Source organism: Xanthomonas sp. CFBP 8443 (genome assembly GCF_025666195.1).
Classification (GTDB): domain Bacteria; phylum Pseudomonadota; class Gammaproteobacteria; order Xanthomonadales; family Xanthomonadaceae; genus Xanthomonas_A.
Window position 1 is genome coordinate 1,529,941 of record NZ_CP102592.1, and the last position, 26,456, is coordinate 1,556,396.

The window sequence follows — 26,456 nt, forward strand, 5'->3', positions numbered from 1 at the left end:
GCAGTCCACGCCGTCGCAACAGGAGCCCCCGATGCAAGCCCTCACCTATCACGGCACCAGAGACGTGCGCGTCGAAACCGTTCCCGATCCGGTGCTGGTCGATGCCGACGACATCGTGCTGCGCGTCACCGCGACCGCGATCTGCGGCTCGGACCTGCACCTGTACCGCGGCAAGATCCCCGACATGCACGACGGCGACGTGCTCGGCCACGAATTCATGGGCGTGGTCGAAGAGGTCGGCCCGGGCGTGCAGCGGCTGAAGCGGGGCGACCGCGTGGTGATCCCGTTCGTGATCGCCTGCGGCGAATGCTTCCACTGCCGCCTGACCGAATACGCCGCCTGCGAGACCACCAATACCGGCAAGGGCGCGGCGCTGAACCAGAAGGGCATCCGCCCGCCGGCGGCGCTGTTCGGCTACAGCCATCTTTACGGCGGCGTGGCCGGCGGCCAGGCCGAGTACGTGCGCGTGCCCAAGGCCAACGTCGGCCCGCTGGTGGTGCCGGACGTGCTGCACGACGAGCAGGTGCTGTTCCTGTCCGACATCCTGCCCACCGGCTACCAGGCCGCGCTCAATGGCGGCGTGCGCCAGGGCAGCACCGTGGCGATCTTCGGTGCCGGCCCGGTCGGGTTGATGACCGCCGCGTGCTGCCGCATGCTCGGCGCCGAGCGCATCTTCATGGTCGACCGCTATCCGTACCGGCTGGATTTCGCGCAGAAGACCTATGGCGTGATCCCGCTCAATTTCGAGGAGATCGACGATCCCGCCGACATCATCGTCGGCCAGACCGACGGCCGCGGCGTGGATGCGAGCATCGACGCGGTCGGCTTCGAGGCCAAGGGCAGCACCGTGGAGACGGTGATGGCCACGCTGAAGCTGGAAGGCAGCAGCGGCACCGCATTGCGCCAGTGCATCGCCGCTACCCGCCGCGGCGGCACGGTCAGCGTGCCCGGCGTGTATGCCGGCTTCATCCACGGCTTCCTGTTCGGCGACGCCTTCGACAAGGGGCTGAGCTTCAAGATGGGCCAGACCCACGTGCAGCGCTTCATGCCCGAACTGCTGGAGCACATCGGCGAAGGCCGGCTGAAGCCGAACGAGATCATCACCCACCGCATGCGCCTGGCGCAGGCGGCCGACGGCTACGCGATCTTCGACAAGAAGGAACAGGACTGCCGCAAGGTCATCCTGACCCCGTAAACCGGGCTGGGCCGCGCTCGCTGCGCCGCGCGGGCGAGGGCTGTGCTGCGCCCGAAGAACGCTGTTCTGGCCTGAGCGTGCGTCTTCTTGCCTGCGCCTGTGCGGCGGTTCCCATGACCGCTCTGACAGCCGAGACATAGCCTCTCTCCCCCGGGAGAGGGGTTGGGGTGAGGGTCCGGCGCGAAAGCGTCTCGTGGAAATCGGGTGCGCGGGGGGGCGCCCGTACCCTCATCCGGCCCTGCGGGCCACCTTCTCCCGAAGGGAGAAGGGAACAGCTGCGCCACTCATAGCCCCTCTCCCCCCGGGAGAGGGGTTGGGGTGAGGGTCCGGCGCGAAAGCGTCTCGTGGAACTCCGGTGCGCGAGCTGCGCCCGTACCCTCATCCGGCCCTGCGGGCCACCTTCTCCCAAAGGGAGAAGGGAACAACTGCGCCACTCATAGCCCCTCTCCCCCCGGGAGAGGGGTTGGGGTGACGGTCCGGCGCGAAAGCGTCTCGTGGAACTCGGGTGCGCGAGCTGCGCCCGTACCCTCATCCGGCCCTGCGGGCCACCTTCTCCCAAAGGGAGAAGGGAACAGCTGCGCCACTCATAGCCCCTCTCCCCCCCGGGAGAGGGGTTGGGGTGAGGGTACGGCGCGAAAGCGTCTCATGGAACTCGGGTGCGCGAGGTTGCGCCCGTACGCTCATCCGGCCCTGCGGGCCACCTTCTCCCGAAGGGAGAAGGGAACAGCTGCTCCATTTATAGCCCCTCTCCTACCGGGAGAGGGGTTGGGTGAGGGTCGGCGCGAAAGCGTCTCGCCGACGTTGGCCACGCTCCCGGCGAACAAGCGCCGGATTCACGACCATGTCCGTCTCATGACGGCAACGATCCGCGGCCTGCGCAGGAGGCCGCCAGCGCCGGGGCAACGCGCATTCAGCGATGAACGCAGAACTACACGCGCGGCGGCCACGCCTCGGGATAAGTTTTGTCCCGCCTCTGCTGCGAGACAGCAGCGAGTCCCGGCGCAGATCGGCATTTGTCAAGAGGGTGTGGTTGAATTTCATTGATTTTCAATCACTTGGTGCTTGGCGCCTGCTGCGCCGTCGGCAGCGACGTTGTCCACAAGGGGTGTGGATGACTTCTGCATAAGGGTGTGGATAAGCCCGTCGCGGCCACGTGCCACAAGACTGTCAAGAGACGTGGCGAAAAATTAGGCAGGGCGATGGTCGGCCCGTCTCCGCCCCGGTGCGGGACGCCGGCGATGCCGGTTCAGCGGCCACTGGCGAGGACCATTCGCCGGCCCGGCTGCGATGGCCACGCGGCCGGGTAGGCGGCTCCGGCCGAATCCCGCCCGGTCCGCCCCCCAGCGAGCGCCGCCTGCCACCCGGCCATCCGTCGCCACAAACCAAGACCGCGCCATGCGGAAGCATGGCGCGGTCGAGTCCAACGTGCCGCGTGCGGCGCAGGCTCAGGCGAGCATGCGCAGCTTCGGTTCGCGGTCCCACTGGCGGGTCTTGGCCGCCTCGATGAAGCCCTTGCCGTTGCCGGCTTCCAGCACGCCGGCGTCCTTGGCCACGTTGCCGGCCTTCAGCAGCGGCTGCGCCCCGGCATCGGCGGCGATCGCCTTCAGGTGCGCGAAGGCGTTGCTGACGAAATCGACCGCCGCCGCGTCCTTGCTCAGCTGCTTGCCGGCCTCGGCCGACAGCACCACCGCCACCGCGTCGAACACGAACGACGGGGTGCCGGCCAGTTGCCCGTCCGCGGCCAGCTTCTTGCCGTTGCTGAGCGTGGCGCCGCCCAGCTTGGGCGCCACGATCTTGACCGTGGCGCCGGCATCGCGCGCCGCTTTCTGCAGGCTCTGCACCGTCGCCGCGTCGGAGCCGTCGTGGATCAGGATGCCGATCGCGCGTCCCTGCAGGGTGTGCTTCATCTTGCCGATCAGTTGCAGCGCCGGCGACGGCGGCATGTCCTGCGGCGCTACCGCTGCGGGCGGTGCCGGCGGCAGCGCCGCCATGCCCAGGCCGTCGGCCACGCGCTGCGCCAGCGCCGGATCGACGTGGCGCAAGTGCCCGACCACGGCCTCACGCACATGCGCGGTCTCCACCTTGGACAACTCGAACACTAGCGCCGAGGCCATGTGCGCCTGCTCGGGCTTGCTCTGGCTGCGGAAGAACATGCGCGCCTGGCTGTAGTGGTCGGCGAAGCTCGCGGCGCGCACCCGGCCCTTGCTGCCGTGCTCGCCCGGCGTGGCGTGGCTGGGGAAGCCACGCGCGCTCTCGCGCGGGGTGTCGTCCTGCAGCGAACTGGGCTCGTAGGCGACGCGGCCCTTGGGCACGCTCATCTGCATGTGGCCGTCGCGTTGCAGGTTGGCGAACGGGCACTTCGGCGCATTGATCGGGATCTGGTGGAAGTTCGGCCCGCCCAGGCGGCTGAGCTGGGTGTCCAGGTAGGAGAACAGGCGGCCCTGCAGCAGCGGATCGTTGGAGAAGTCGATGCCCGGCGCGATGTTGGCCGGGCAGTACGCCACCTGCTCGGTCTCGGCGAAGAAGTTGTCCGGCCAGCGGTCCAGCACCATGCGCCCGACGATCTTCAGCGGCACCAGTTCCTCGGGAATCAGCTTGGTGGAATCGAGATGGTCGAACGGGAACTTGTCCGCCTCTTCCTCGGTGAACAGCTGCACGCCCAGTTCCCATTCCGGGAACTCGCCGTGCTGGATCGCCTCGAACAGATCGCGGCGGTGGAAGTCCGGATCGGCGCCGGCCAGCTTCACCGCCTCGTCCCAGACCGTGGATTGCAGGCCCAGCTTGGGCCGCCAGTGGAACTTGACGAAGGTGCTGTTGCCGTGGCCGTCGAGCAGGCGGAAGCTGTGGATGCCGAAGCCTTCGATCATGCGCAGCGAGCGCGGGATGGTGCGGTCGCTCATCGCCCACATGATCATATGCAGCGATTCCGGGGTCAGCGAGACGAAGTCCCAGAACGTGTCGTGCGCGCTGGCCGCCTGCGGGAAGCCGCGGTCCGGCTCCATCTTCACCGCGTGGATCAGGTCCGGGAACTTGATCGCGTCCTGGATGAAGAACACCGGGATGTTGTTGCCGACCAGGTCCCAGTTGCCTTCCTTGGTGTAGAACTTGACCGCGAAACCGCGCACGTCGCGCGGCGTGTCCACCGAGCCGGCGCCGCCGGCGACGGTGGAAAAGCGGGTGAACACCGGGGTCTTGACGCCGACCTCGGTGAGGATCTTGGCGGTGGTGTACTGGTCCAGCGAGGCGGTCAGCTCGAAATAGCCGTGCGCGGCGCTGCCGCGCGCGTGCACGATGCGCTCGGGGATGCGTTCGTGGTCGAAGTGGGTGATCTTCTCGCGCAGGATGAAGTCTTCCAGCAACGTCGGCCCGCGCGGGGTGACGCGCAGCGAGTTCTGGTTGTCGGCGACCGGGATGCCCTGGTTGGTGGTCAGCGGCGGATGCGTGCCGCCGGCGCTCTGGTGCAGTTCGTCGCCATGGCCGCGCCGGTCGGCGACGGCGCTGGTATCGACGGGAGTGCTGGACTTGCTGGGCTTGCGCGGCGGGCTGGCCATGGGATGATGCTCCGGGGGATGGGGCGAAACGGCAGAAGGCAGCACGTACTGCAGGAAACGCACGTGCTGCAGGAAAAGCGATGGAGCATCCGCTCGATGCTGTGCCGCGGGGCGTGAACGGTCCGTGCACCTGCCGCTCGCCGTGCGAGGCGCTGCAGGTCGCGACGCGGCGCGAGCAGGGCGCACCTGGTGGCTTGCCGCTGCGCCGGGTGGTGGCCAGCTGCGATGGGGGTCCGGTTTGCGCAACGGTGCGGCACTACGATCGAAGGTTCGAGTGGCGGAGCGGGCGTCGCCGCCGAACTGGCGCTACAGAACCGCGGCGCGGCGCCGATAGTGCGTTGAGCCTGGCTCCATCGACGCGCCCCCGCGTGGGGGGGGGGGGGGCGAACATCGGCAGCGGCTGCGATGCAGTGCGCCGCCGGCCTATCGTGTGCGACGGAGAATGTAGTGTTGCCTATCGTCGTCATCGGATTGTTGCTCGCCCATGCCGTGGTTGCGCATGGCGGCGGCACCAGCACGCCCGCGGCGCACTGGTGCGGCCTGGCGGTGCAGGCCATGGCGGTGCTGGCGGTGCTGCGCCGGCTGCGGCATGCGTCGGTGGTGGACCGGATGCCGTGGCGGCTGCTGGCGTGCATGGTCGGCGTGCAGATGCTGTGGACCGGCTGCAACCTGCTGGCGCTGCTGTTGCCGCAGCACGGCCCGGCGCTGCAGAAGCTCGGGGTGATGTTCTCCGGCTCGTCGATGCTGCCGGCGCTGTTCCTGATCGCGCGCTCGTTCAACCGGCCGCAGCCGCGGCTGATCGTGGCGCTGGACGCGTTGCTGGCGCTGGCCGGTGCCGGCCTGCTGTATCTGCTGATCGATCTGGCGCTGTCCTCCAGCGATGGCTTCTCCGAACCCGACGTCAGCCTGATCATCAACCATGGCGACGCGATGGGCCTGCTGCTGGCGTCGATGGCCACGCTGCGCCTGCTCGGCGCCGGCGGTTGCAGCCGCCGCCATTTCTATTTCACCGCCAGCGCCTATCTGTGGGTCAATGGCGCGGTGGCGGCGCTGTACAACCGCATCGAGCTGGGCGGGCTGCCGTGGTGGGGCGGGCTGCTGATCGACCTGCCCGGTGCGGTGCTGGTGTTGGTCGCGTCGCTGCCGCGCGGGCGCTGGTTGCGCCGCGCGCGGCCGACCTTGCGCGGCGCGGAACTGATCGCCGCGTTCGCGCCGATCGTGTTCTCGCTGGCGGTGCTGTTGCTGGCGATCAGCGTGGCGCGGGTGAGCTTCGTCTGGGGCATGGCCGCGGCCACGCTGGCGGTGATGGTGTACGGGGTGCACGTGGCGTTCCTGCACAGCGAGCATCTGGAAATCCAACGCATGAGCCGCTTGAGCACGCGTCGCCTGCAGCAGCAGGTGGCGCGCGATCCGCTGACCGGCATCGCCAACCGGGTCGGCCTGGCGGCGCGCTTGCGCGACCTGGACAGCGGCATGGACTGCTCGCTGCTGATGATCGACATCGACTTCTTCAAGCAGTTCAACGACAGTCACGGCCACGTGGTCGGCGACGCCTGCCTGGTCGAGGTGGCCACCGCGCTGGCCGAAGCCTTGCCCGCGCATACCGCCACGGTGGCGCGCTACGGCGGCGAGGAATTCGCGGTGGTGCTGCCGGACACCGCGGCCGACGCCGCCGACGCGATCGCGCAGCGCCTGCTGGCGGCGATCGCGCAGCGGCAGATCCCGCATCCGGCCAGCCCGATGGGGGTGGTCACGGTCAGCATCGGCATCGCCACCCGTCCGGCCACCGCCGATGCGGCAATCGAGTTGCTGCACCACGCCGACGCGGCGCTGTACCGCGCCAAGCGCAACGGCCGCAATTGCTGCGCGCACGCGCAGGATGCGGCGGCGGGCGCGCCGGGCGTCGCCGCGCCGGGCTGAGGCGACGCCGGCATTCGTGCCACCATGACGGCTCCTTCCTGCATGTTCGAGAGTGTGATGGCGCCCAGGCTCGCGTGGTCGTGTCTGCCCCTGCTGCTTGCCGCGGTCGCCGCCGCGCAGGCGCTGGAACCGCCCGCGGTCACCTATCCGCCGCTGCCCGCGCACGGCCGCGATGCCGCCGCGTTCGTGCCGTCGGGCTGGACGCTGGAGTTCGAGCGCCGCGGCGATTTGAACGGCGATGGCCGCGCCGACCTGTTGCTGGTGCTGAAGATGGCCGATCCGCGCAACGTGCTGGACAACGGCGGCTTCGGTCCGGACCGCTTCGACACCAACCCGCGCATGCTGGCGGTGGCCTTCGCCGAGGACGACAGCTACCGGCTCGCGCTGCGCGACCACACGCTGATCCCGCGCCCGGACGCGCCGAACATGGAGGACTATCTCGATGGCGGCGAACCTGACATCGCGCGCGGCGCGTTCTCGGTCAACCTGCACCAGTTCTCCAGCGCCGGCAGTTGGAACACCTCCGAGACCACCTTCCTGTTCCGCTACCGGCAGGACTGTTTCCAACTGATCGGCTACGACATGCGCGGCCTGCACCGCGGCAGCGGCGAGGTCACGGAGATCAGCGTGAACTACCTGACCGGCAAGGCCAAGCTGCGTGGTGGCAGCATCGAGGACAGCGCGCTGCGCACGCACTGGCGCCAGCTGCCCAAGCAGCCGCTACGCTGCCTGCAGCAGGTCGGCGACGGCTTCGCCTTCGATCCCGGCGTAGCGCGCGACTGAGCGCGGCGCGCTTCGCAAAAGCACGCCGGCGCCGCATACATCGCTGGCGTCTTCTTCGGTGCGTGGCAGGGAGAGCGATGCCACCACGTCGTCCCTGTACGCATCCACGGAATGCGGCCGGCTCGCGCGGGTAGGCATGCGCCCACTTGCCGGCGTTGCATCACGCTGGATGCTCAAGCGCTTGTCGATCTACGGCGTCGCGGCATGGATGAGCTGTTCGTCCAGGCCAGGCCAGTGCTATTGCGGAACACGCCCCGTCACCGCATTGGCGCGGGCGCTGCAGGTAAGACGGCCGGAAATTTCCGCTGGCAGGCGCGCCCGTAGACGTGCCTTGAGAACGGCCAGGTCCTCGGTCGCCATCGTCGCGAGCGTCGCTCCGACGCTCGGCGCTCCCAGGGCCGTCGCCCAGAAGTCGTCGAAGCCGGCGAACGTGCGGCGCACGACGATCTCCCGCGTGTCGATTGCATCCAGGCCAGCGCCAGCCCACAACTCCCGCATGACCTCCATCCGTGACGCCTCGGGACTCGGCGGCGCCGGAACCGCGATGCCAAGCCGGCGGATTTCCGCCAGCAGCGCTTCATACGGAAAGCCGCCGCCCGGCATGTCCCAGGCGTAAGCGGCAACGGTGCCGCCAGGGCGCACCACGCGTTCCATTTCGGCAATGCCCTTGGCCGGATCGGGAACGAAGAACACCACCAAGGGCATGACGGCGACATCGAACGCGCTGTCGGGGCAAGGCAGCGCCATCGCGTCCCCTCGGCGGAACTGCGCGGCGCGAAGCCCAGGTCGCATGCGCGCGTAGGCAAGCTGCTCCTCGGAAGGGTCCACCCCCTGTACCGAGGCCGGGCGACAGCGCGCGACGAGCATTTCAGTGAAGGCGCCATTGCCACAGCCGACGTCCAGCCAGCGCTGGTCCGGCTGCGGTGCGAGCCAGTCGAGGAACGTGTTCCCCGCAAGCCGGCTCCACGTTCCCATGTACCGCTCATATGCCGCGCCATCGTGGAAATGGATCTGATCGGTCTTCATGTCAGGCTCCCGACAGTTCGATCAACACGGCCGAAAGAAACAGCCCGGCCCCGAATACCGCGTGCGTCGCCAGGCTGCGCAGGCAGTTCCTCAATGGCGTGGGCGTCTTCGACGCTGCGAATCCCGCGCCCATGGCGGGCTGCATGACCAACAGCGGCACCACGACGGTCGCCATGCCCATCGCCACGGCAGGCAACAAGGCGGGTTCGCGCAACCAGGCCAGGCCCTGCACGGCCACCATCAGCGCCGCGAAGGCGATGCCGACGGCATAGTGGATCGCCCAGCCGAGCGGCCGCTCGCCCGGTATCGGCGCAGCCTCCCCGATACGGGCATGGGCGAACCTGCCGCGACGCAGGTGCCCCGCCCAGCGCCCGACCAAGGCGTAGTCGAGCGTGGGCATGCCCGCGCGCCTGAGGGCCAGCAGCCATGCATCCATGACGGCGGTGGCGCCGATCCCGACCAGCATCACCCGTACCGCATCCATCCACGTCATGCCTGTTCCTTTGTCGATTGCTCCAGTGGAGCTTCAATGGCATGGTAGAAGTTGAAGTCAACTTCAAGTCAAGAGGTGTGCGATGGACATTGCCGAAGTCGCCAAGCGCACCGGTGTGCCGGCCTCCACGCTGCGGTTCTACGAAAAGAAGGGGCTGCTCCCGGCAAGCCGCGCGGCGGGTGGCCGGCGCCACTTCGCGCCGAACGCGCTCGACCAGTTGGCGCTGATCGCGCTGGGGCAGGCCGGGGGGCTGTCGCTGGACGACATCCACGCCATGCTCGGTTCCGGCGGCGCGCTGCAGGTGGACAGAACGCTGCTGTCGGCGAAGGCCGACGACATCGACGCGACCATCAAACGTCTCCGCACGATGAGCCAGGGACTGCGCCATGCCGCGGCATGTCCTGCCGTCCATCATGCGCAATGCCCGACCTTCCAGCGGCTGCTCAAGGCCGCTGCCGCAGGCCGGTTGCAGCAAGGCGCGGCGTCCCCGGCGGTGCTCAAGCGCCAAGCCAGGCGCCTCCCGCCGCGCTGAAGGCCATCAGGATGCTCGTGCGCCGCATGGAAAACAGCGTGCGGGCCGATCGCGCCGAGTTCGGAAAGCCCCCACAGGGTGGATGCCCGCGAGTCTTCGAGACTGCTTTCCGTATCGGGCTTGCGCCGCGTCCGGCAAGTGCCGGGCTATACGCGTCAAAAAAAGCCGGCCGCGACGTGCGCGGCCGGCTTTGGTAGTAACGGCGCAGCGACGCGGAGCGTTACGCCACCACGTCGTCCTTGTACGCGTCCACCGGGATGCAGGCGCACATCACGTTCTTGTCGCCGTAGACGTTGTCCACGCGCGCCACCGGCGGCCAGTACTTGGCCTGCTTGAGCGTGGGCAGCGGGAACGCGGCCAGCTCGCGCGGATAGGCGTGCGTCCACTCGCCGGCGGTGACCTGCGCGGCGGTGTGCGGGGCGTGCTTGAGCGGGTTGTCTTCGCGGTCCAGGCGGCCGTCCTCGATCGCGGCGATCTCCTCGCGGATCTGGATCATCGCGTCGATGAAACGGTCCAGCTCGTGCAGCGATTCGCTCTCGGTCGGCTCCACCATCAGCGTGCCGGCGACCGGGAAGCTCAGGGTCGGCGCGTGGAAGCCGAAATCGATCAGGCGCTTGGCCACGTCCTCGGCGCCGATGCCGGTGGTCTTCTCCAGTGGGCGCACGTCGAGGATGCACTCGTGCGCGACCAGGCCATTGCGGCCGGTGTACAGGGTCTTGTAGTGCGGCGCCAGGCGCTTGGCGATGTAGTTGGCGTTGAGCAGCGCGACCTGGGTCGCCTTGCGCAGCCCAGCGTTGCCCATCATGGTGATGTACATCCAGCTGATCGGCAGGATCGAGGCGCTGCCGAAGCTGGCCGCGCTGACCATGCCGACGTCGCCTTCGCCGCCCAGGGTCTTCGGCAGGTAGGGCGCCAAATGCGACTTCACCGCGCACGGGCCTACGCCCGGGCCGCCGCCGCCGTGCGGGATGCAGAAGGTCTTGTGCAGGTTCAGGTGCGACACGTCCGAGCCCCACTTGCCGGGCTTGGCCACGCCGACCAGGGCGTTCATGTTGGCGCCGTCGGTGTAGACCTGGCCGCCGTGCGCATGCACCGCCTCGCAGATCGCCACCACGTCTTCCTCGAACACGCCGTGGGTGGACGGGTAGGTGATCATCAGCGCGGCCAGGCGATCGCTGTACTTCTCGGCCTGGGCGCGGATGTCGTCGACATCGACGTTGCCGTTGGCGTCGCACTTGGTGACCACGACCTTCATGCCGCACATCTGCGCCGAGGCCGGATTGGTGCCGTGCGCCGATTCGGGGATCAGGCAGATGTCGCGATGCGCCTCGCCGCGCGCACGGTGGTAGGCGCGGATCGCCAGCAGGCCGGCGTATTCGCCCTGCGCGCCGGAGTTGGGCTGCAGGCTCACCGCGTCGTAGCCGGTGCATTCGACCAGCATCGCTTCCAGTTCGCCGATCAGCTGCTTGTAGCCGACGGACTGCTCGGCCGGGGCCAGCGGATGGATCGCGCCGAATTCCGGCCAAGTCACCGGGATCATTTCCGCGGTGGCGTTGAGCTTCATGGTGCAGCTGCCCAGCGGGATCATGGTGCGATCCATCGCCAGGTCCTTGTCGGCAAGCGCGCGCATGTAGCGCAGCAGTTCGTGCTCGCTGTGGTGGGTGTTGAACACCGGGTGCTGCAGGAACGCACTGCTGCGGCGCAGGCTTTCGGGCAGCGCATCGGCGGTGGCGGCGTCGAGCGCGTCGACATCGGCCTGCGCGCCGAACAGCTGCGCCAGCGCGACCACGTCGGCGCGGGTGCTGGTCTCGTCCAGGCTGATGCCCACCGCTTCGCTGTCGATCGCACGCAGGTTGATGCCGGCCGCGCGCGCCTTGGCGTGGACCGCCTCGGCGTCGATCGCCTTGACGTGCAGGGTGTCGAAGAAGCGCTCGCCGACCGTGACGCCGGCGCTGCGCAGCGCCGCGGCCAGGATCGCGGCCAGGCGGTGGGTGCGCCGGGCGATGCGGGTCAGGCCGTCGGGGCCGTGGTAGACCGCGTACATCGAGGCCATCACCGCCAGCAGCACCTGCGCCGTGCAGATGTTGGACGTCGCCTTCTCGCGGCGGATGTGCTGCTCGCGGGTCTGCAGGGTGAGGCGGTAGGCGGGGTTGCCGGCAGCGTCGATCGACACGCCGATCAGACGGCCCGGCATCGAGCGCTTGTAGGCGTCGCGGCAGGCCATGAACGCGGCGTGCGGACCGCCGAAGCCGAACGGCACGCCGAAGCGCTGCGAGTTGCCGACCACGATGTCCGCGCCCCATTCGCCGGGCGCGGCGATCAGGGTCAGCGCCAGCAGGTCGGTGGCCACCGCGACCAGGCCGCCGCGCGCGTGCACCGCGTCGGCCAGCGCCTTGTGATCACCGATATGGCCGAAGCTGTCCGGGTACTGCAGCAGCACGCCGAAGCACTCGGCCTGCAGTGCTTCCTCCGGCGTGCCCACGCGCAGCACGATGCCCAGCGGCTCGGCGCGGGTGCGCAGCAGTTCCAGGGTCTGCGGATGCACCGCGTCGTGCACGAAGAAGGTCTCGGACTTGGCCTTGGCCGAGCGCTTGGCCAGAGTCATCGCCTCGGCCGCGGCGGTCGCCTCGTCCAGCAGCGAGGCGTTGGCGATCTCCATGCCGGTCAGGTCCGCGCACATGGTCTGGAAGTTGATCAGCGCTTCCATGCGGCCCTGCGAGATCTCCGCCTGGTACGGGGTGTAGGCGGTGTACCAGGCCGGGTTCTCGAGGATGTTGCGCAGGATCACCTTCGGCGTGTGGGTACCGTAGTAGCCCTGGCCGATGAAGCTGCGCAGCACCTGGTTGCGCTCGGCGATGGCGCGGATCTTGGCCAGCGCCTCTTCTTCGGTGATCGCCTCGGGCAGCGCCAGCGGCAGCGGCGACTTGATCTTGGCGGGGACGATGGCGTCGGTCAGCGCCTCCAGCGAGTCGTGGCCGACGGCGCGCAGCATGTGCGCGATCTCGGCGTCGTTCGGGCCGATGTGGCGCTCGACGAAGGCCGAGTGGTGTTCGAGGTCGCGCAGCGAGGGGGTCTTAGACATGGCGGTCGTCCGGCAGAGGAGGGCACGAAGGGCGGAGGACGCACGGATGCCGCCGTCGGCCGCAACTGCGGACACGACCGACGGGAAGCCACATGTCTTCCCACTGCCCCTCTGTCCTTTTGCCTGAGAGTTTGGAAGCGGCGGCGGGTGCGCTGCGCTTCGTGCCCCTTCGGCGCCGGGTTGGACCGGTCTCTCCAGAGTCTTGGTGCGGGTGGTATCGGGCCTGAGCGATTACGGGCGTTTGCGCCTTCGGCAGCGGGTCGCCCCGCTTCTCCCACCATGCTGCCCGGCGATTATAGCGTGGCCGGCGGCGGCCACGGCGGCGGCGCGCGCATGCCCGGGCGGGGCGTCCGCAGCGGCTTGCTGAACGCGATGGCGGTCATCCGGCGCGTGGGCATGGGCAGGCCGGTGCGGCGCTTAACGCGGCGTCCGCCAGGGCTTATCATGGGCACTCTCCTTTTTCCCCAAGCGCCGCCCACCGTCGGGCGGTGCCGTCGCGCGTTCGCCGCCTGGCGCGACCGGCCTTCCAGGATCCCCGCATGACGCTCCCGACGATCTCGACCCGCCGCCTGGCACTGCTGCTGGCCGGGCTGGCGATGTTCGGCCCGTTCTCGATCGACACCATCTTCCCGGCGTTCCCGCAGCTGGCGCAGCGCCTGCGCGCCGATCCGGTGGCGATCCAGCAGACGGTCAGCGTGTACCTGCTGGCCTACGCGCTGATGGGCCTGGCGCACGGGCCGATGTCCGATGCCTGGGGGCGCAAGCGGGTGATCGTCGGCGGGCTGGTGGTGTTCATCCTGGCCTCGGTCGGCTGCGCGCTGTCGCGCGATCTGGACACGCTGCTGGCGTTCCGCGCGCTGCAGGGCTTCTCCGCCGGCGTGGGCATGATCGTCGGCCGCGCGGTGATCCGCGACCTGTACCACGGCCACGACGCGCAGCGGCTGATGAGCCAGGTGTCGATGATCTTCGGCATCGCCCCGGCGATCGCACCGATCATCGGCGGCTGGCTGCTGGCCACCGGCGCCGGCTGGCCGCTGATCTTCTGGTTCCTGGTCGGGTTCTCGCTGTTGCTGCTGGTCGCCACCTTGCGCTGGATGCCGGAGACGCACCCGCCGCAGGCGCGCACTCCGCTGGCGCCGCGCACGCTGCTGCGCGACTACATCGCGATCGCGTTCAACGCGCGCTTCCAGCGCCTGGCCGCCGCCGGCGCGTTCAACTTCGGCGGCGTGTTCCTGTACATCGCCTCGGCGCCGGTGTTCGTCATCGACCTGCTGCACCTGACCGAGCGCGACTTCGCCTGGCTGTTCATCCCCACCATCGGCGGCATGACCCTGGGCTCGTTCCTGTCCGGGCGCATGGCCGGGCGCATCGGGCCGACGCGGCAGGTGCGCATCGGCTTCATCTGCTGCGGCGTGTCGATGGTCGGCAACATCGCCTACACCGCGCTCGCGCCGCAGATCGCGCTGCCGTGGGCGGTGCTGCCGATCTTCGTCGCCGGGGTGGGCATGGCGCTGATCTTCCCGATCCTGGCGCTGGCGGTGCTGGACATGTACCCGCGCCAGCGCGGGCTGGCCTCGTCGTTGCAGGCCTTCACCCAGCTGATGGTCAACGCGGTGGTGGCCGGGGTGCTGTCGCCGCTGCTCAGCGGCCGCCCGATCCACCTGGCGCTGGGCTCGGGCGCGTTCTTCCTGCTCGGCTGGGCGTTCTGGCGCTGGGAGCGGCGCAGCGGCCGGCGCCTGCCGCGCCCGGGCTCGCAGGTGCCGCAGCTGGAACCGGCCGATCCGGTATGAGCATCGGCTGCGCGCTTGGGCTATCGTCGTCGCGTCATCGTTGAGGAAACCGCATGTCCATCCAGTCCAAGCAGCGCCGCGACGTGCGCAAGAAGCTTGCAGAACGCCTGCGCCACCGCAGCGAGGCCGCCGCCGCGGCGGCCACCTCGATCGAACCGCACGCCGAACTGCGCGACCAGCAACGCACGCTGCTGGCCGGCATCGTGCGCCGCGACGGCGAGTGGGTGCTGGGCATGGACGGGCGCATCGCCGGGCAGAGCGAGAGCGCCGCGCAGGTGCTGTCGCTGATCATGCAGGCGGCGGAAATGCACGAACGCGCCGGCACGCCGGTGCGGCTGGTGTATTCGGATGCGCTGAAGGACGCCGCGCACGCCGATGCGCTGGCGCAGGGGCTGAGCTTCGACGAGTTCAAGGACCGCCACGCGCAGGTCATGCAGCGCGGCGACAGCGCGGCGTTGCCGGGCTGAGGCCATGGGTCTGAGCGCGAGCCAGGCCGCGGACGCCGCCGTGTCGCTGGCGCGGGTGCGGCGCCGCGACGGCCTGGCGCTGATCCAAGCGCACCGCGCCAGCGTCGACCTGCATCATCCGTGGGCGTATCCGTTCACCGACGTGCCCGGCTTCAACGCCTGGTACGCGCAGACCCTGGACGGCAGCAACGTCGCGCTGCTGGCGCGCGCGCGCGACAGCGGCGAGGTCGCCGGCCTGTTCACCTTCAGCCAGATCGTCGGCGGCTGCTTCCAGAGCGCCTACCTGGGCTACCACGCGATGGCCGGCTGCGAAGGCCGCGGGCTGATGACCCACGCGCTGCGGCTGTGCGTGGCCTATGCGTTTTCCGAGCTGGGCCTGCACCGCGTGGAGGCCAACATCCAGCCGGACAACGCGCGTTCGCTGGCGTTGGTCAAACGCGCCGGGTTCCGCCACGAAGGCTATTCGCCGCGCTATCTGCGCATCGGCGGCATCTGGCGCGACCACGAGCGCTGGGCGCGGCTGGCCGACGATTGAGTCGGCGCAAGGCTTAGCACAGAGGAAAAGCGTGAGAAGGGAAGGGCAAGAGTAAAACCAGACAAATCTGGCGGAGAGAAGGGTGATGACAATAGAGACCCGTACGGTAAGAGGCCGCCAGGCCACAAAGGTCCTTGGCCGCCAAGAAAATAATAAGAAATACAACGCTGCTTTGCGTGCGGCTAGATCGGTGAGGTCTGACAGCGACCGAGGAGACCTTGCTCCAGTCGCCAAGTTGCTTGAGGAGGCGCATGGACATGGCGACAAGCGCGCTACCTATGCGCTTGGTACTTGGCACTTTCATGGCCAGTTCTTCAAGAAGGATGAAAAGAGAGGCTTTTTCTTGATGTTGGAAGCTGCTGAAAGTTTTGTTCCAGATGCTTGTTTCGACGTGGCTGTTAGCTATGAAACGGGAAAAGGCGTCAGGAAGAGCTTAAAGAAGGCCGGCGTTTACTACTTCAGGGCCATGATGTTGGGAGAGAAGCAATCGATCGCCGAAGTTGGGCGACTGTTTTATTGGGGGATTGGCGTTCCAGAAAATCGAGGCATCGCTAAGGAACTTCTGAACTTTCAGGCTAACGGGGACGGAAATTACCTTCACCCATGACGCACAAGGCCCGCATCAGCGGGCCTTGTCGTTTAATGTCAGGATATTTCGAGCAATATTTACTTTTGATCTGATGTCTGCACCGCCTTCGGCGCCTCCCAGCCGCACATCTGCCCCTGGTTCTGCTGCGTGAGCCATTCCTGCATCGGCGCGAAGTATTCCAGCAGCGGGGCGGCGTCGAGCTTGTCGTTGCCGGTCAGCTCCTTCAGCGTCTGCTGCCACGGCTGGCTGCCGCCACGCTGCAGCATCGACCAGAATTTCTGTCCGGCCTCCTTGTTGCCGTAGAAGGTGCACTCGTACAGCGGGCCCTTGTAGCCGGCCGCGTCGCACAGGCCCTTGTAGAACTGGAACTGCAGGATGTGCGACAGGAAATAGCGCGTGTACGGGGTGTTGCCGGGCACGTGGTACTTGGCGCCGGGGTCGAAGAAGTCCTCGCCGCGCGGGGTCGGCGGGGCCACGCCCTGGTACTTGGCCTTCAGCTCCCACCACGCCTGGTTGTAATGGTCCGGGGCGATCGAGCCGTCGAACACGCCCCAGCGCCAGCGGTCGATCATCAACCCGAACGGCAGGAACGACACCTTGGCCAGCGCCATGCGCATCTGCGCGTTGATCAGCGCCTCGCGGCTGAGCTGCGGCGCCTCGACCAGGCCGATCGAATGCAGGTACTGCGGGGTCATCGCCAGCACGATGGTGTCGCCGATCGCCTCGTGGAAACCGTCGTTGGCGCCGCCCTGGAACAGCGGCGGCAACGGGTTGTAGGCGAGGTCGTAATAGATGTGGCCGAGCTCGTGGTAGATGGTGGTGAAGTCTTCCTCGTTGGGCTTGATGCACATCTTGGTGCGCACGTCGCCAGCCATGTCCATGTCCCAGGCGCTGGCGTGGCACACGACGTTGCGCTCCAGCGGCTTGATGAACTGGCTGCGTGCCCAGTAGCTGTCCGGCAGCTTGGGCATCGCCAGCGAGGTGTAGAAGTCCTGCGCGCGCTCGGTCATCTGCTTGGCGCTCTGCAGCTGCGCGTCGCGCTGAGCCATGAACCGCGCTTCCGGCGAGGTGTCGGCATTGCGCCGCGCCAGCGCCGCGCCGAGGTTGCTCTGGTACTGCTTTTCCAGGGTGTCGGTGATGTCCAGGCTGCCGGCGCCGGGGTAGGGCTGCAGCAGGTCCCACAGGTTGCTCCAGTCCTGCTGCCACATGTTGCCGAGCAGGTGCGCCGGCAGCAGGCCGCCGGCGACCTCGCCCTTGTCCTTGCCGTACTCGGCGTCGAGCTTGCCGCGGGTGTAGCAGTGCAGTTGCTCGTACAGCGGCTTGACCTGGGTCCACAGCCGGTCGGTCTCGGCGGCGATCTGCGCCGGCGGCATGTCGTAGCCGCTGCGCCACATCGCGCCGGTGTCGGCGTAGCCCATGTCGCGCGCGCCTTCGTTGACCAGTTCGACGAAGCGCTGGTAGTCCTGGCGCAGCGGCTGCGCGGTGCCGTGCCAGCCCTGCCAGGCGTCGAGCTGCTGGTCGTAGTCGCGGCTGCGGCGCAGCACGTCCTCCAGTTCGCCCAGTTGCCGGCAGCGGCGCGCGTCGCCCTCGCCGGTGCAATAGGTGGCCGCGCCATAGGCGCCTTCCATCTTCGAGGCCAGCGACGCCAGTTCGGCCAGCTTGACCGCATCGCGCGGCGCCGGCATCGCGGTCATCAGCTTCAGCAGCTGCAGCGCACGCGCGCTGTCGGCGGACATCGGCTTGCCTTCGTAGCGCTTGGCCTCCGCGATCCAGCCGTTGAGCGTGGTCAGCCAGCGCTCGTTGGCCTTGGACGCCAGCCGTTCGGAGTCGCCGTTGATGTAGGTGATCGACAGCCACTGCGCCGAGGTCAGCTCCGGCAGCAGCGCGCGGTATTCCTCGTTGATGCGGGCGACGAACTGGTCGGCGCTCTCGCCGGGCACGGCCGGTGCCGGCGCGGCGGCGCTGTCGGGGGCGGCTTCCTTGCGGCACGCGGACAGCGCAAGCACGCTCGCGCCGATGCACAGCGCAAGCAGCAGGGGGCGGTGGTTCACGGCAGATCCTTCGGTGGCGAATGCGACGAAGGCTAGTGGTCCGCCCCGCCGGCCGCAAGGGCCGCCCGCCGCGGTACCGGTGGCAGGCGCGATGGCGCCCGCGATGGGCTATCGGTTTGCGGCGCCGGCGGCGCTCGCGGCGGCACCCGCGGGCGCGCACTGCGCGAACAGGTCGCGCGAACGCTCGTAGACCCCGGTCTTGACCTGCATCAGCCCCAGTACCGACGGAAACAGGTTGTCCTGGTCGGCGTACTGGTGCGAACGCGCACGCAGGCACGACAGGTCCAGGCCGCGGTCGCTGGCGAAACCGGGCGAGAACCACATCACCATCGGCACGTGGGTCTGTTCCTGCGGCGCGATCGCGTACGGCACACCGTGCAGGTACAGGCCCTTCTCGCCCAGCGACTCGCCGTGGTCGGACAGGTAGATCATCGCCGTGTCGTAGTCGGGCATCGCCTCCAGCGTGGACACGGTGCGCGCCAGCAGGTGGTCGGTGTACAGCAGCGAATTGTCATAGGCGTTGGCGATCCGCTCGCGGTCGCAGTCGCCCAGGTCGGCGGTGTCGCAGGTCGGGGTGAAGCGGCGGAAGCTGGCGGGATAACGCTCGAAATAGCTGGGACCGTGGCTGCCCAGCTGGTGCAGCACGACCACGCGGTCGCCGGGCTTGGCGCGCACCTGCGCGGCCAGGTCCTGCAGCAGGATCTCGTCCATGCAGCGCCCGTCCTTGCACAGTTGCGGATCCTTGGCGTCGTCCAGGCGCTGGATCGGCAGGCCCTCGCACACGCCCTTGCAGCCGGACTGGTTGTCGCGCCACAGCGTGGCGATGCCGGCGTGCTCGAGCACGTGCAGCAGCGACTGGTGCCTGCGGATGTTGTCCTCGTTGTAGTCGTGGCGGCCGAACGGGGAGAACATGCACGGCACCGAGACCTCGGTGCTGGTGCCGCACGAGTGCATGTCGGGGAAGTTGATCACGCCCAGCTGTGCCAGCTGCGGGGTGGTCTGGCGGAAGTAGCCGTTCAGGCCGAAGTTCTGCGCGCGTGCGGTTTCGCCCAGCACCACCACCAGCAAGCGCGGCTTGCTGCCCGGCGCGCGCGGCGTGGCGATGGCGTCGTGTTCAAGCGGCAGCTTCGGCGCCTTGCGCGCGGGGTTGTCGGACTTGAGGGTCTGCCGCAGGGCGACGATGTAGTTGATCGGCGTGGCCAGGTAGCGGATCTCGCGGTGGTTGCGCATCATCGCCGACAGGTCCTGGAACGACAGCATCGCGCCGACGCCGCCCAGCGCCAGCATCGCCAGCAGGAAGCCGGCGCGGATCGCCAGCGCCCGGCCCGGCGGGCGCCGGACCAGCCGCAGCCGCCACAGCGCCAGGATCGGCAGCGCGGCGTAGAACAGCAGCGGCGCGATCAGCGCCGGGGTCATCAGTTCGCGCGATTCCTTGTGGTCGGTGGCCAGCACGTTGCGCAGCATGTCCGCGTCCAGGTAGACGCTGTAGCTGTTCATGTAGTGCGCGGCGAACGCGGTGGTGAGCAGCAGCACGGCCAGCAGCGGCTTGGCCACGCCGCGCCACAGCAGCAGGCCCAGCAGCAGTCCGTGTACCGACAGCAGCAGCAGGAACAGCGACAACGCCAGCCGCAGGTCGCCCGGGTGGCCGCTCATCGCGCTGCGCCAGAACATGCCGTTGCAGACCAGGGCGAAGAACGCGCTGGCCGCCAGCGCGAGGGTCTCGTTGCTCAGCAGCGGGCGGTAGCGCCACCAGCCGGCCTTGGAGCGGGTGCGGAGTTGCGGCAGCGAAACGCTCATGCGCGACGTTCCTTCACGATAACTACTGGGGCATGCATGGACCGGGCCGAAACCTGCGGCCGCCACAGCAAAGCGCGGTACAGGCCCAGGGCCACGCCCCAGCTCAGCGTCAGCGTCCACAGGTCGTGGGACAGGAAGTGCGCGCCGCGCAGCTGCTGGCCGAGGCCGAACAGCAGCCCGGCGCCGAGCCCGACCGCCAGCGCCGGCCAGCGCCAGGACGGCTTCAGCGCCAGCGCGAAGAAGTACAGCGCGACCCAGGCGTAGCCGGCGCTGGAATGCCCGGCCGGGAAGCACGCGGCATGCGGCATCTCCGCGGGGCGCGGCTCGAACAGGCCGATGTAGGGCAGGTGGCCGCCGTAGCGGCTCAGGTCCCACGGGCAGTCCATGTGGGTCAGCGACTTCAGCAGCGACACCACCCCGGTGCTCAAAGCCACCGCCAGCGCCAGGTACAGCAGCGGCAGCCGGTAGCGCCGGCCATCGGCGCGGCGCCAGGCCCAGACCGCCAGGCCGGCCGTCACCGCCCAGGCCACGGTGCTGAGCAGCTTGCCGTCGTGATGGATCAGGCCGCGGGTCAGCGCCGCGTTCTTCAGCGCCCAGTGGCCGCCTTCCCAGCGGTACAGCAGGTCGGCGAACCAGAAATCCCCGCCCAGGCCCATCAGCGCGCCGCTGGCCAGCAGGGCCGCGGCCAGCGGCAGCCACAGGTGCCCACGGTAGAAGGCCGCCGGCACGGGCAGGGCGGAGACGGCGGGCAGGGGCAGGGACGGGCTGTGCATGGGCGCGGTCGGTCGAGGCGTGCGGACGGTTGCGAATGTCATGGTGTTGCGCGGTGTGTCGGAGACTGGTCGGATTTCGCCGCGACGGTGTGCGCGCTTCAGCCCAGGTTGCCGGCGCCGTTTTCGGATTGCGTCCAGGTTCCATCGAGATTCGGTCAAGACGCAGCGTTCCGACCGCGCTCCGACGCGCATCCGCTAGCATGGGCGGCATCCCGTCGTCCCGGAATGCGAGCGCCATGCGGCTGTTGGTCATAGAAGACAACCAGAACCTGGTCGCGAACCTGTTCGATTACTTCGAGGTTCGCGGCCACACCCTGGATGCGGCGCCGGACGGCGTCACCGGTCTGCACCTGGCCACCACCCAGCGCTACGACGCGGTGGTGCTGGACTGGATGCTGCCGCGCCTGGACGGGCCGCAGGTGCTGCGCGCGCTGCGCGAGCAGCATCACGCCGAAGTGCCGGTGATCATGCTGACCGCGCGCGACGAGCTGCCGGACAAGATCGCCGGCTTCCGCGCCGGCGCCGACGATTACCTGACCAAGCCGTTCGCGCTGCCGGAACTGGAAGTGCGGCTGGAGGCGCTGCTGCTGCGCGCCAACGGCCGCGGCCACAGCAAGCTGCTGCGCGTGGGCGACCTGCAACTGGACCTGGGCACGCTGGAGGCGACCCGCGGCGGCCGCACGCTGCACCTGTACCCGGCCTGCCGCAAGCTGCTGGAAGTGCTGATGCAGGCCAGCCCGGCCGCGGTCACCCGCGATCGGCTGGAACATGCGCTGTGGGGCGACGAGCCGCCTGACGGCGACATGCTGCGCTCGCATATCTACGACCTGCGGCGCAGCGTCGACGGCCCGTTCGCCGACAAGCTGATCCACACCCTGCCGCGCATCGGCTACCGGCTCGCGGTGGTGGGACCGCACGAGGACGCGCATGCCGCGTAGGACCGGGCTGCGGCAGCGCATCACCCTGTGGCTGGTCGGCTATGCGGCGCTGCTGTCGCTGGCGGTGTTCGTGCACGGCTACATCGTCAACGACCAGGCCGAGCAGCTGACCTGGCGCTCGCTGCTGAGCTCGGAACTGGAGCATTTCCTGGCGCGCAGCGCGGTCGATCCGGACTACCGCTGGATCGACACCCGCACCGTGAGCCTGTACGGCGACGAAGGCGGCGAGCCGCTGCCGCCGACGGTGGCGGCCCTGGCGCCGGGCCTGCACGACGACGTGCCGCTGGAAGGCCGCGACAAGGTGGTGCTGGTGCAGGACGTGCACGGCCGCCGCCTGGCGCTGTCGCTGGACATCACCGAACTGCAGAAGCACGAAGAGAACCTGGCGCTGTGGATGCTGCTGTCCAACGTGATCGCGGTGCTGCTGCTCGGCGCGCTGGTGGCCTGGGGCCTGGGCCGCGTGGTGCAGCCGCTCACCGACATGGCGCAGCGCATCGGCAGTCTGCGTCCGGACCGGCCGGGCCAGCGCATCGAGGTGCATCCGCGCGCCAGCGCCGAGCAGGTGGTGATCGCCGATGCGTTGAACGACTACCTGCTGCGCAACGACCTGTTCGTCGAGCGCGAGCGCGCCTTCATCGACAGCGCCAGCCATGAACTGCGCACGCCGGTGGCGGTGATCGGCGGCGCCGCCGAACTGGCGCTGGAGCAGCCCGACATCCCGCCCAGCGCGCGCAACCAGTTGCTGCGCATCCGCCGCACCGCCAGCGGCGTCGGCCAGCTGATCTCGCTGCTGCTGGTGCTGGCCAAGGACCCGGCGCGGCTGGCACGCGGCAGCGACTTGGTGCGGCTGGATCAGCTGCTGCCGGACATCGTCGAGGACCATCGCCACCTGTGCGCCGACAAGCGCCTGCAACTGGTGCTGGCGCCGTTGCCGCCGTGCGAAGTGCTGGCGCCGCTGACGATCGTGCAGGCGGCGATCGGCAACCTGCTGCGCAACGCGATCGAGAACAGCGACCAGGGCGTCATCCAGATCGCGATGCCGGCGCCGGGCGTGGTGCGCATCGACGACCCCGGCCACGGCATGGCGCCGGAGGAGATCAGCGCCATCTACATGCGCATGGCCCGCGGCGGCGGCGGTCGCGAGGGCAGCGGCATCGGCCTGGATCTGATCGCACGCCTGTGCGAGCACCTAGGCTGGTCGCTGCAACTGGATTCGGACGCGGGCCAGGGCACGCGCGCGACATTGGACCTGAGGCCGGCATTGAAGGATTCACGCGTGGCGTAACCCGCGGTGCTGCGAGGGCGCCGCTGTTGCGCAGAAGCAGCGGAAGGTCGACTGCGCACTGTAGGAGCGGCTTCAGTCGCGGCGGCGTCCGAAGCCAGGACGCCACCCGTCTCCGCGCGTCGCGACTGAAGTCGCTCCCACAGGGACTTGCGGCGAGCGTGCTGGGTGCATTGTGGGAGGGGCATCAGCCCTCGACGGTATCCGAAGACTGGAAACCATCCGTCTTCGTTCGTCGCGACTGAAGTCGCTCCTACAGGGGCTAGCGGCGAGTGCGCTGGGTGCAACGGTTAGGACGAAACACCTCGGCAGTTCCCTTATTGCGGCAACAACCCGCGCTGCAGCAACCAGGCGCGCGCGTCCTCGGCATCCTGTTCGAACCATGCGCGGGTGGAGCCCAGCCGGTAGGTGTAGCCCCATGCATCCATGTCGGTCATCAGCCGTGCGCTGCCGACGCCGGGCAGCGCGTCGGCCAGCACGATCTGCAGGTAGCAGGTGGCGTCCTCTTCCTCGACCGAGTCGGTGGCGTCGGTGTGCACCAGCGCGCGCCGTTGCGGCGGCAGCACGATCAGGTGGCAGGCCTCGTGCAGCAGCGAATGCACCGGCGTGTCGTCGCGCACGTACACGTCGCTGGCGATCACGCCGGCTTCCGGCTCGCCCCAGTAGCTGCCGGGAATGCTGGCGCCGTCGGCGACCCTGTGCAGGGTCAGCCCATGGCGGGCCAGTAGCGCGCGCGGCGCGTCCAGGCCGATGGCGCCGACAGTCAGTACCTCGGCAGCGGGTGCGGAGCGGGAATCGTCGGTCTGCATCGGGAGGTCGGGAAGGAGGAGCGGCGCGTGACGCGATCGCAACGCGTTGGCGGGCGGTTTGCTGCGGATGGCGCGACCACCGCGCCGCTGAAGATCGTGCGTTCGATGGGCGCAGCTGGCGTCGTGCACGTCGCCCTACGAATCGCAGGCGCCGCATTGCATCCTCGCCAGGACCTTGCGCCGCACCACGCCGCCATGCGGCGCATGCGGCAGCCTGCGCGTCGCGGCCGCCGTCAGCGGCCGTAGCGCGCTGCACCGCTTACGGCGTCGGGCCTTCCGGCAGCGCCACCGAGATGTCGAGCACGTCGTGTTCGCCGTCCTTGACCAGGTCCACCTTGACCGCGTCGGCGTCGATGTTGACGTACTTCTTGATCACTTCCAGCAGTTCGCGCTGCAGCAGCGGCAGGTAATCCGGGCCGCCGCGGTGGTTGCGTTCCTGCGCGATGATGATCTGCAGGCGGTTCTTGGCGGTCTCGGCAGTGGTCTTCTTGGCCTTGAGGAAGTCGAATAGTCCCATGCTCACCCTCCGAACAACTTGGTGAAGAAGCCCTTCTTCTCCACGGAGATGAAGCGCATCGGGCGCTCTTCGCCCATGATCCGGGCCACGGCGTCGTCGTAGGCCTGGCCGGCCGGGGATTCGCCGTCGAGGATCACCGGCTCGCCCTTGTTGGAGGCGTTGAGCACGTCGCCGGACTCGGGGATCACGCCGATCGCCTTCAGGCCCAGCACTTCCTCCACGTCGGTGATGCTGAGCATCTCGCCGCCTTCCACCCGTCCCGGGCTGTAGCGGGTCAGCAGCAGGAATGCCGGCACGGTCTGGCCTTCCTCGGCCTTGCGGGTCTTGGAGTCGAGCAGGCCGATGATGCGGTCGGAGTCGCGCACAGAGGACACTTCCGGGTTGACCACGACCACCGCGCGGTCGGCGAAGTACATCGCCAGGAACGCGCCCTTCTCGATGCCGGCCGGCGAATCGCAGACGATGTATTCGAAGCCCTCTGCGACCAGGTCCTTGAGCACCTTCTCCACGCCTTCCTGGGTCAGCGCGTCCTTGTCGCGGGTCTGCGAGGCGGCCAGCACGTACAGGTTGTCGAAGCGCTTGTCCTTGATCAGCGACTGCTTGAGCGTGGCCTCGCCGTGCACCACGTTGACGAAGTCGTACACCACCCGGCGCTCGCAGCCCATGATCAGGTCGAGGTTGCGCAGGCCCACGTCGAAGTCGATCACCGCGACCTTCTTGCCGCGTCGCGCCAACCCGCAGGCCAGGCTCGCGCTGGTGGTGGTCTTGCCGACGCCGCCCTTGCCGGAGGTGACTACGATAATTTCAGCCAAAGGAATGTCTCCTGATGTTCAGTGATAGGGCCGCGTCAGTCTTGCGCGGCGATCTTGATCTGGTCCTGCTCCAGCCAGACCTGCACGGCCTTGCCGCGCAGTTCCTTGGGAATATCGTCCAGCACCTTGTAATGGCCGGCAATGGCGACCAGTTCGGCGTGGAAATCGCGGCAGAAGATCCGCGCCTCGGTGTTGCCCTGGGCGCCGGCCAGCGCGCGTCCGCGCAGGCTGCCGTAGATGTGGATGCTGCCGTCGGAGATCACCTCGGCGCCGGCGCCGACCGTGGCCACCACGGTCAGGTCGCAGTTCTCCGCATACAGCTGCTGGCCCGAGCGCACCGCGGTCTTCTGCATGCGCCCCGGCTGCGGGCGCGCCGCAGGGGCGGGCGGGGGCGGGGGCGGCGAGACCGGGGTGGGCGCCGCCGCGGGGGCGCCGCCCTCGATGCGTTCGTACTGGGCGCGGAACTTGGCCAGCAGCGGCAGGCCCAGCGCTTCGGACAGCTGCTCGATCTCGCGGGTGCCGTAGGCCAGCGCCACCGGCAGCACGCCGGCCTCGCGCAGGCCTTCCAGCAGCGCGCGGGCGGTGGCGGTGTCCGGCGCCTGCGCCAGGCCGCCGAAATCGATGATCACCGCGGCACGGCCGAACAGCTTGGGCGCGCGCTGCACGCGCTCGCGCATCTCCTGGGTCAGGCGCGCCACGTCCAGGGTGCGGATGCGCAGGTTGGCGATGCCGACCTGGCCGATCTTCAGTTCGCCCGCCTGCTCGAAATCCAGGGTCACCGACGACACGCTCAGGTCCCGGTCGGGCGCTGGGCCCGTTGCAGGCGGCGGGCATGGCCGACCCAGGGCAGGTCGGGCAACTGCTCGCCGTAGGTCTCGCGGACCCAGGCGTAACTGCACAGATCTTTCAACAGCATGCTGGCACGCACCTCCACCTCGTTCATCGTGTTCTGGCCCACTTCGCGGAAACCGAAGCTGCCATGGAACAGCAGCGCCGCATCCGCGCCATGGTCCAGGAAAACCTCGCAGGCCAGCTGCGGGTAGCGCAGTTCGGCATAGCTCTGCACGTCGGCATAGAACGCCCGGCCGACACCGCCGCCGCGGCGGCGGCTGGCCACCACGATGCGGTCGATGTAGAAGAACGCCGGGTAGCGTTCGCGGAACCAGGCGAAATTGCTGCTGTCGTGATCGCCATCGCCGCCGAAACCGACCAGGAAGCCGGCCAGGTTGCCGTCGCGCTCGGCGACGCGGAAGTATTCTGCGGTCTCGTAGAAGCGGTGCAGCTTGGCCGAATCCAGCGGCAGGATCGCCAGTCCGGCGTTGTTGTTCAGGGCCAGGACCGAATCGAGCTCGTGCTCGCGCACGTCGCGGATGACGATCGACATTGGGACTCCGTTGCTGATGCGCGCGCGGCCAGATGCGGACCGCCTGCGGGATTATCGCACGCGGGACCCGGGGCGGCGAGCCGCGCATGCATGACTTCCGTGGGAGTGCAATGCGCGCCGTTCATCCTAA

The 26,456-nt window shown here is 68.8% G+C and carries 22 protein-coding genes and 1 riboswitch; of the genes, 10 read left to right on the forward strand and 12 right to left on the reverse strand.

The features are described from left to right. The first annotated feature begins 31 nt into the window (after positions 1-31). Positions 32-1,195 (forward strand): zinc-dependent alcohol dehydrogenase, encoded by a 1,164-nt coding sequence (locus NUG20_RS06590; RefSeq protein WP_263397583.1) that lies wholly within the window; start codon positions 32-34, stop codon positions 1,193-1,195. 1,445 nt (positions 1,196-2,640) lie between these two features. Here NUG20_RS06590 and NUG20_RS06595 read toward each other — a convergent pair. Then, positions 2,641-4,746 carry a catalase gene (locus tag NUG20_RS06595; RefSeq protein WP_263397584.1) on the reverse strand — a complete coding sequence of 702 codons (2,106 nt, stop codon included), beginning with the start codon at positions 4,744-4,746 and terminating at the stop codon, positions 2,641-2,643. Between the two features lie 450 nt (positions 4,747-5,196). Here NUG20_RS06595 and NUG20_RS06600 point away from each other — a divergent pair, with 450 nt between their 5' ends. Together NUG20_RS06600 and NUG20_RS06605 are read left to right on the forward strand one after the other, a co-directional pair. Continuing rightward, positions 5,197-6,666: a GGDEF domain-containing protein gene (locus NUG20_RS06600; protein WP_263397585.1), complete on the forward strand. Its 1,470-nt coding sequence runs from the start codon at positions 5,197-5,199 to the stop codon at positions 6,664-6,666. Between the two features lie 57 nt (positions 6,667-6,723). Further along, on the forward strand, positions 6,724-7,449 hold the full coding sequence (locus NUG20_RS06605; protein WP_263397586.1) for a hypothetical protein: 726 nt from the start codon (positions 6,724-6,726) through the stop codon (positions 7,447-7,449). A 237-nt stretch (positions 7,450-7,686) separates the two neighbouring features. Here the strand turns inward: NUG20_RS06605 and NUG20_RS06610 are convergent, their stop codons facing one another. Next, positions 7,687-8,475 (reverse strand): class I SAM-dependent methyltransferase, encoded by a 789-nt coding sequence (locus tag NUG20_RS06610; protein ID WP_263397587.1) that lies wholly within the window; start codon positions 8,473-8,475, stop codon positions 7,687-7,689. Between the two features lies 1 nt (position 8,476). Next, on the reverse strand, positions 8,477-8,968 hold the full coding sequence (locus tag NUG20_RS06615) for a DUF2938 domain-containing protein (RefSeq protein WP_263397588.1): 492 nt from the start codon (positions 8,966-8,968) through the stop codon (positions 8,477-8,479). A gap of 82 nt (positions 8,969-9,050) precedes the next feature. On the opposite strand from NUG20_RS06615, the gene NUG20_RS06620 reads away from it, so the two are divergent. Beyond that, positions 9,051-9,500 carry a helix-turn-helix domain-containing protein gene (locus NUG20_RS06620; protein WP_263397589.1) on the forward strand — a complete coding sequence of 150 codons (450 nt, stop codon included), beginning with the start codon at positions 9,051-9,053 and terminating at the stop codon, positions 9,498-9,500. Between the two features lie 220 nt (positions 9,501-9,720). Here the strand turns inward: NUG20_RS06620 and gcvP are convergent, their stop codons facing one another. Beyond that, positions 9,721-12,582 carry an aminomethyl-transferring glycine dehydrogenase gene (gene gcvP / locus NUG20_RS06625; RefSeq protein ID WP_263397590.1) on the reverse strand — a complete coding sequence of 954 codons (2,862 nt, stop codon included), beginning with the start codon at positions 12,580-12,582 and terminating at the stop codon, positions 9,721-9,723. Positions 12,583-12,683: 101 nt separating this feature from the next. Then, a riboswitch (glycine riboswitch) is annotated at positions 12,684-12,790 on the reverse strand. A 331-nt stretch (positions 12,791-13,121) separates the two neighbouring features. Between gcvP and NUG20_RS06630 the strand changes: the two genes are divergently transcribed. The 4 genes from NUG20_RS06630 to NUG20_RS06645 all read left to right on the forward strand — a co-directional run bounded on the left by NUG20_RS06630 (position 13,122) and on the right by NUG20_RS06645 (position 15,981). Next, positions 13,122-14,372, forward strand: coding sequence for a multidrug effflux MFS transporter (locus tag NUG20_RS06630; protein WP_263397591.1), 1,251 nt, complete (start codon positions 13,122-13,124; stop codon positions 14,370-14,372). Between the two features lie 53 nt (positions 14,373-14,425). Next, positions 14,426-14,839, forward strand: coding sequence for a hypothetical protein (locus NUG20_RS06635; protein ID WP_263397592.1), 414 nt, complete (start codon positions 14,426-14,428; stop codon positions 14,837-14,839). A 4-nt stretch (positions 14,840-14,843) separates the two neighbouring features. Beyond that, entirely contained in the window at positions 14,844-15,374 is a 531-nt protein-coding gene (locus tag NUG20_RS06640; protein WP_263397593.1) for a GNAT family N-acetyltransferase, read from the forward strand. An 85-nt stretch (positions 15,375-15,459) separates the two neighbouring features. Then, a complete protein-coding gene (locus NUG20_RS06645) occupies positions 15,460-15,981 on the forward strand; it encodes a tetratricopeptide repeat protein (RefSeq protein ID WP_263397594.1) in 522 nt (173 codons plus the stop codon). A 59-nt stretch (positions 15,982-16,040) separates the two neighbouring features. Here NUG20_RS06645 and NUG20_RS06650 read toward each other — a convergent pair whose 3' ends face one another. The 3 genes from NUG20_RS06650 to NUG20_RS06660 form a co-directional block, all read right to left on the reverse strand. Next, positions 16,041-18,014 (reverse strand): M2 family metallopeptidase, encoded by a 1,974-nt coding sequence (locus tag NUG20_RS06650; RefSeq protein ID WP_263397595.1) that lies wholly within the window; start codon positions 18,012-18,014, stop codon positions 16,041-16,043. 108 nt (positions 18,015-18,122) lie between these two features. Continuing rightward, positions 18,123-19,811 carry a phosphoethanolamine transferase gene (locus NUG20_RS06655; protein WP_263397596.1) on the reverse strand — a complete coding sequence of 563 codons (1,689 nt, stop codon included), beginning with the start codon at positions 19,809-19,811 and terminating at the stop codon, positions 18,123-18,125. After that, a complete protein-coding gene (locus NUG20_RS06660) occupies positions 19,808-20,584 on the reverse strand; it encodes a phosphatase PAP2 family protein (protein ID WP_263397597.1) in 777 nt (258 codons plus the stop codon). Before NUG20_RS06660 ends, NUG20_RS06655 begins: the two co-directional genes overlap by 4 nt. A gap of 236 nt (positions 20,585-20,820) precedes the next feature. On the opposite strand from NUG20_RS06660, the gene NUG20_RS06665 reads away from it, so the two are divergent. Together NUG20_RS06665 and NUG20_RS06670 are read left to right on the forward strand one after the other, a co-directional pair. Then, the gene (locus NUG20_RS06665; protein WP_263397598.1) at positions 20,821-21,522 is read left to right on the forward strand and encodes a response regulator transcription factor; all 702 of its coding nucleotides are present in this window, start codon (positions 20,821-20,823) and stop codon (positions 21,520-21,522) included. Continuing rightward, positions 21,512-22,807, forward strand: a complete 1,296-nt coding sequence (locus tag NUG20_RS06670; protein WP_263397599.1) for a sensor histidine kinase — start codon at positions 21,512-21,514, stop codon at positions 22,805-22,807. The genes NUG20_RS06665 and NUG20_RS06670 overlap by 11 nt, the downstream gene beginning before the upstream one ends. Positions 22,808-23,121: 314 nt before the next feature. Here the strand turns inward: NUG20_RS06670 and NUG20_RS06675 are convergent, their stop codons facing one another. From NUG20_RS06675 to NUG20_RS06695, 5 genes are all read right to left on the reverse strand, one after another. Further along, complete coding sequence (locus tag NUG20_RS06675; protein ID WP_263397600.1) at positions 23,122-23,613, reverse strand: hypothetical protein; 492 nt, start codon at positions 23,611-23,613, stop codon at positions 23,122-23,124. Positions 23,614-23,872: 259 nt separating this feature from the next. Then, positions 23,873-24,130, reverse strand: a complete 258-nt coding sequence (gene minE, locus NUG20_RS06680) for a cell division topological specificity factor MinE (protein WP_263110481.1) — start codon at positions 24,128-24,130, stop codon at positions 23,873-23,875. A 2-nt stretch (positions 24,131-24,132) separates the two neighbouring features. Further along, positions 24,133-24,942 carry a septum site-determining protein MinD gene (gene minD / locus NUG20_RS06685; protein WP_185813539.1) on the reverse strand — a complete coding sequence of 270 codons (810 nt, stop codon included), beginning with the start codon at positions 24,940-24,942 and terminating at the stop codon, positions 24,133-24,135. A 35-nt stretch (positions 24,943-24,977) separates the two neighbouring features. Then, the gene (minC, locus tag NUG20_RS06690; protein WP_263397601.1) at positions 24,978-25,730 is read right to left on the reverse strand and encodes a septum site-determining protein MinC; all 753 of its coding nucleotides are present in this window, start codon (positions 25,728-25,730) and stop codon (positions 24,978-24,980) included. Positions 25,731-25,732: 2 nt separating this feature from the next. Further along, a complete protein-coding gene (locus NUG20_RS06695) occupies positions 25,733-26,326 on the reverse strand; it encodes a GNAT family N-acetyltransferase (protein ID WP_263397602.1) in 594 nt (197 codons plus the stop codon). Positions 26,327-26,456 lie beyond the last annotated feature (130 nt).

Coding starts and splice junctions, on each gene's coding strand:
- gcvP (WP_263397590.1), bottom strand. CDS start 12,582: ATGTCTAAGACCCCCTCGCTGCGCGACCTCGAACACCACTCGGCCTTC.
- NUG20_RS06675 (WP_263397600.1), bottom strand. CDS start 23,613: ATGCAGACCGACGATTCCCGCTCCGCACCCGCTGCCGAGGTACTGACT.
- NUG20_RS06695 (WP_263397602.1), bottom strand. CDS start 26,326: ATGTCGATCGTCATCCGCGACGTGCGCGAGCACGAGCTCGATTCGGTC.
- NUG20_RS06590 (WP_263397583.1), top strand. CDS start 32: ATGCAAGCCCTCACCTATCACGGCACCAGAGACGTGCGCGTCGAAACC.
- NUG20_RS06605 (WP_263397586.1), top strand. CDS start 6,724: ATGGCGCCCAGGCTCGCGTGGTCGTGTCTGCCCCTGCTGCTTGCCGCG.
- NUG20_RS06630 (WP_263397591.1), top strand. CDS start 13,122: ATGACGCTCCCGACGATCTCGACCCGCCGCCTGGCACTGCTGCTGGCC.
- NUG20_RS06620 (WP_263397589.1), top strand. CDS start 9,051: ATGGACATTGCCGAAGTCGCCAAGCGCACCGGTGTGCCGGCCTCCACG.
- NUG20_RS06670 (WP_263397599.1), top strand. CDS start 21,512: ATGCCGCGTAGGACCGGGCTGCGGCAGCGCATCACCCTGTGGCTGGTC.
- NUG20_RS06615 (WP_263397588.1), bottom strand. CDS start 8,968: ATGACGTGGATGGATGCGGTACGGGTGATGCTGGTCGGGATCGGCGCC.
- NUG20_RS06645 (WP_263397594.1), top strand. CDS start 15,460: ATGACAATAGAGACCCGTACGGTAAGAGGCCGCCAGGCCACAAAGGTC.
- NUG20_RS06595 (WP_263397584.1), bottom strand. CDS start 4,746: ATGGCCAGCCCGCCGCGCAAGCCCAGCAAGTCCAGCACTCCCGTCGAT.
- NUG20_RS06610 (WP_263397587.1), bottom strand. CDS start 8,475: ATGAAGACCGATCAGATCCATTTCCACGATGGCGCGGCATATGAGCGG.
- NUG20_RS06665 (WP_263397598.1), top strand. CDS start 20,821: ATGCGGCTGTTGGTCATAGAAGACAACCAGAACCTGGTCGCGAACCTG.
- NUG20_RS06655 (WP_263397596.1), bottom strand. CDS start 19,811: ATGAGCGTTTCGCTGCCGCAACTCCGCACCCGCTCCAAGGCCGGCTGG.
- minE (WP_263110481.1), bottom strand. CDS start 24,130: ATGGGACTATTCGACTTCCTCAAGGCCAAGAAGACCACTGCCGAGACC.
- NUG20_RS06635 (WP_263397592.1), top strand. CDS start 14,426: ATGTCCATCCAGTCCAAGCAGCGCCGCGACGTGCGCAAGAAGCTTGCA.
- NUG20_RS06640 (WP_263397593.1), top strand. CDS start 14,844: ATGGGTCTGAGCGCGAGCCAGGCCGCGGACGCCGCCGTGTCGCTGGCG.
- NUG20_RS06660 (WP_263397597.1), bottom strand. CDS start 20,584: ATGCACAGCCCGTCCCTGCCCCTGCCCGCCGTCTCCGCCCTGCCCGTG.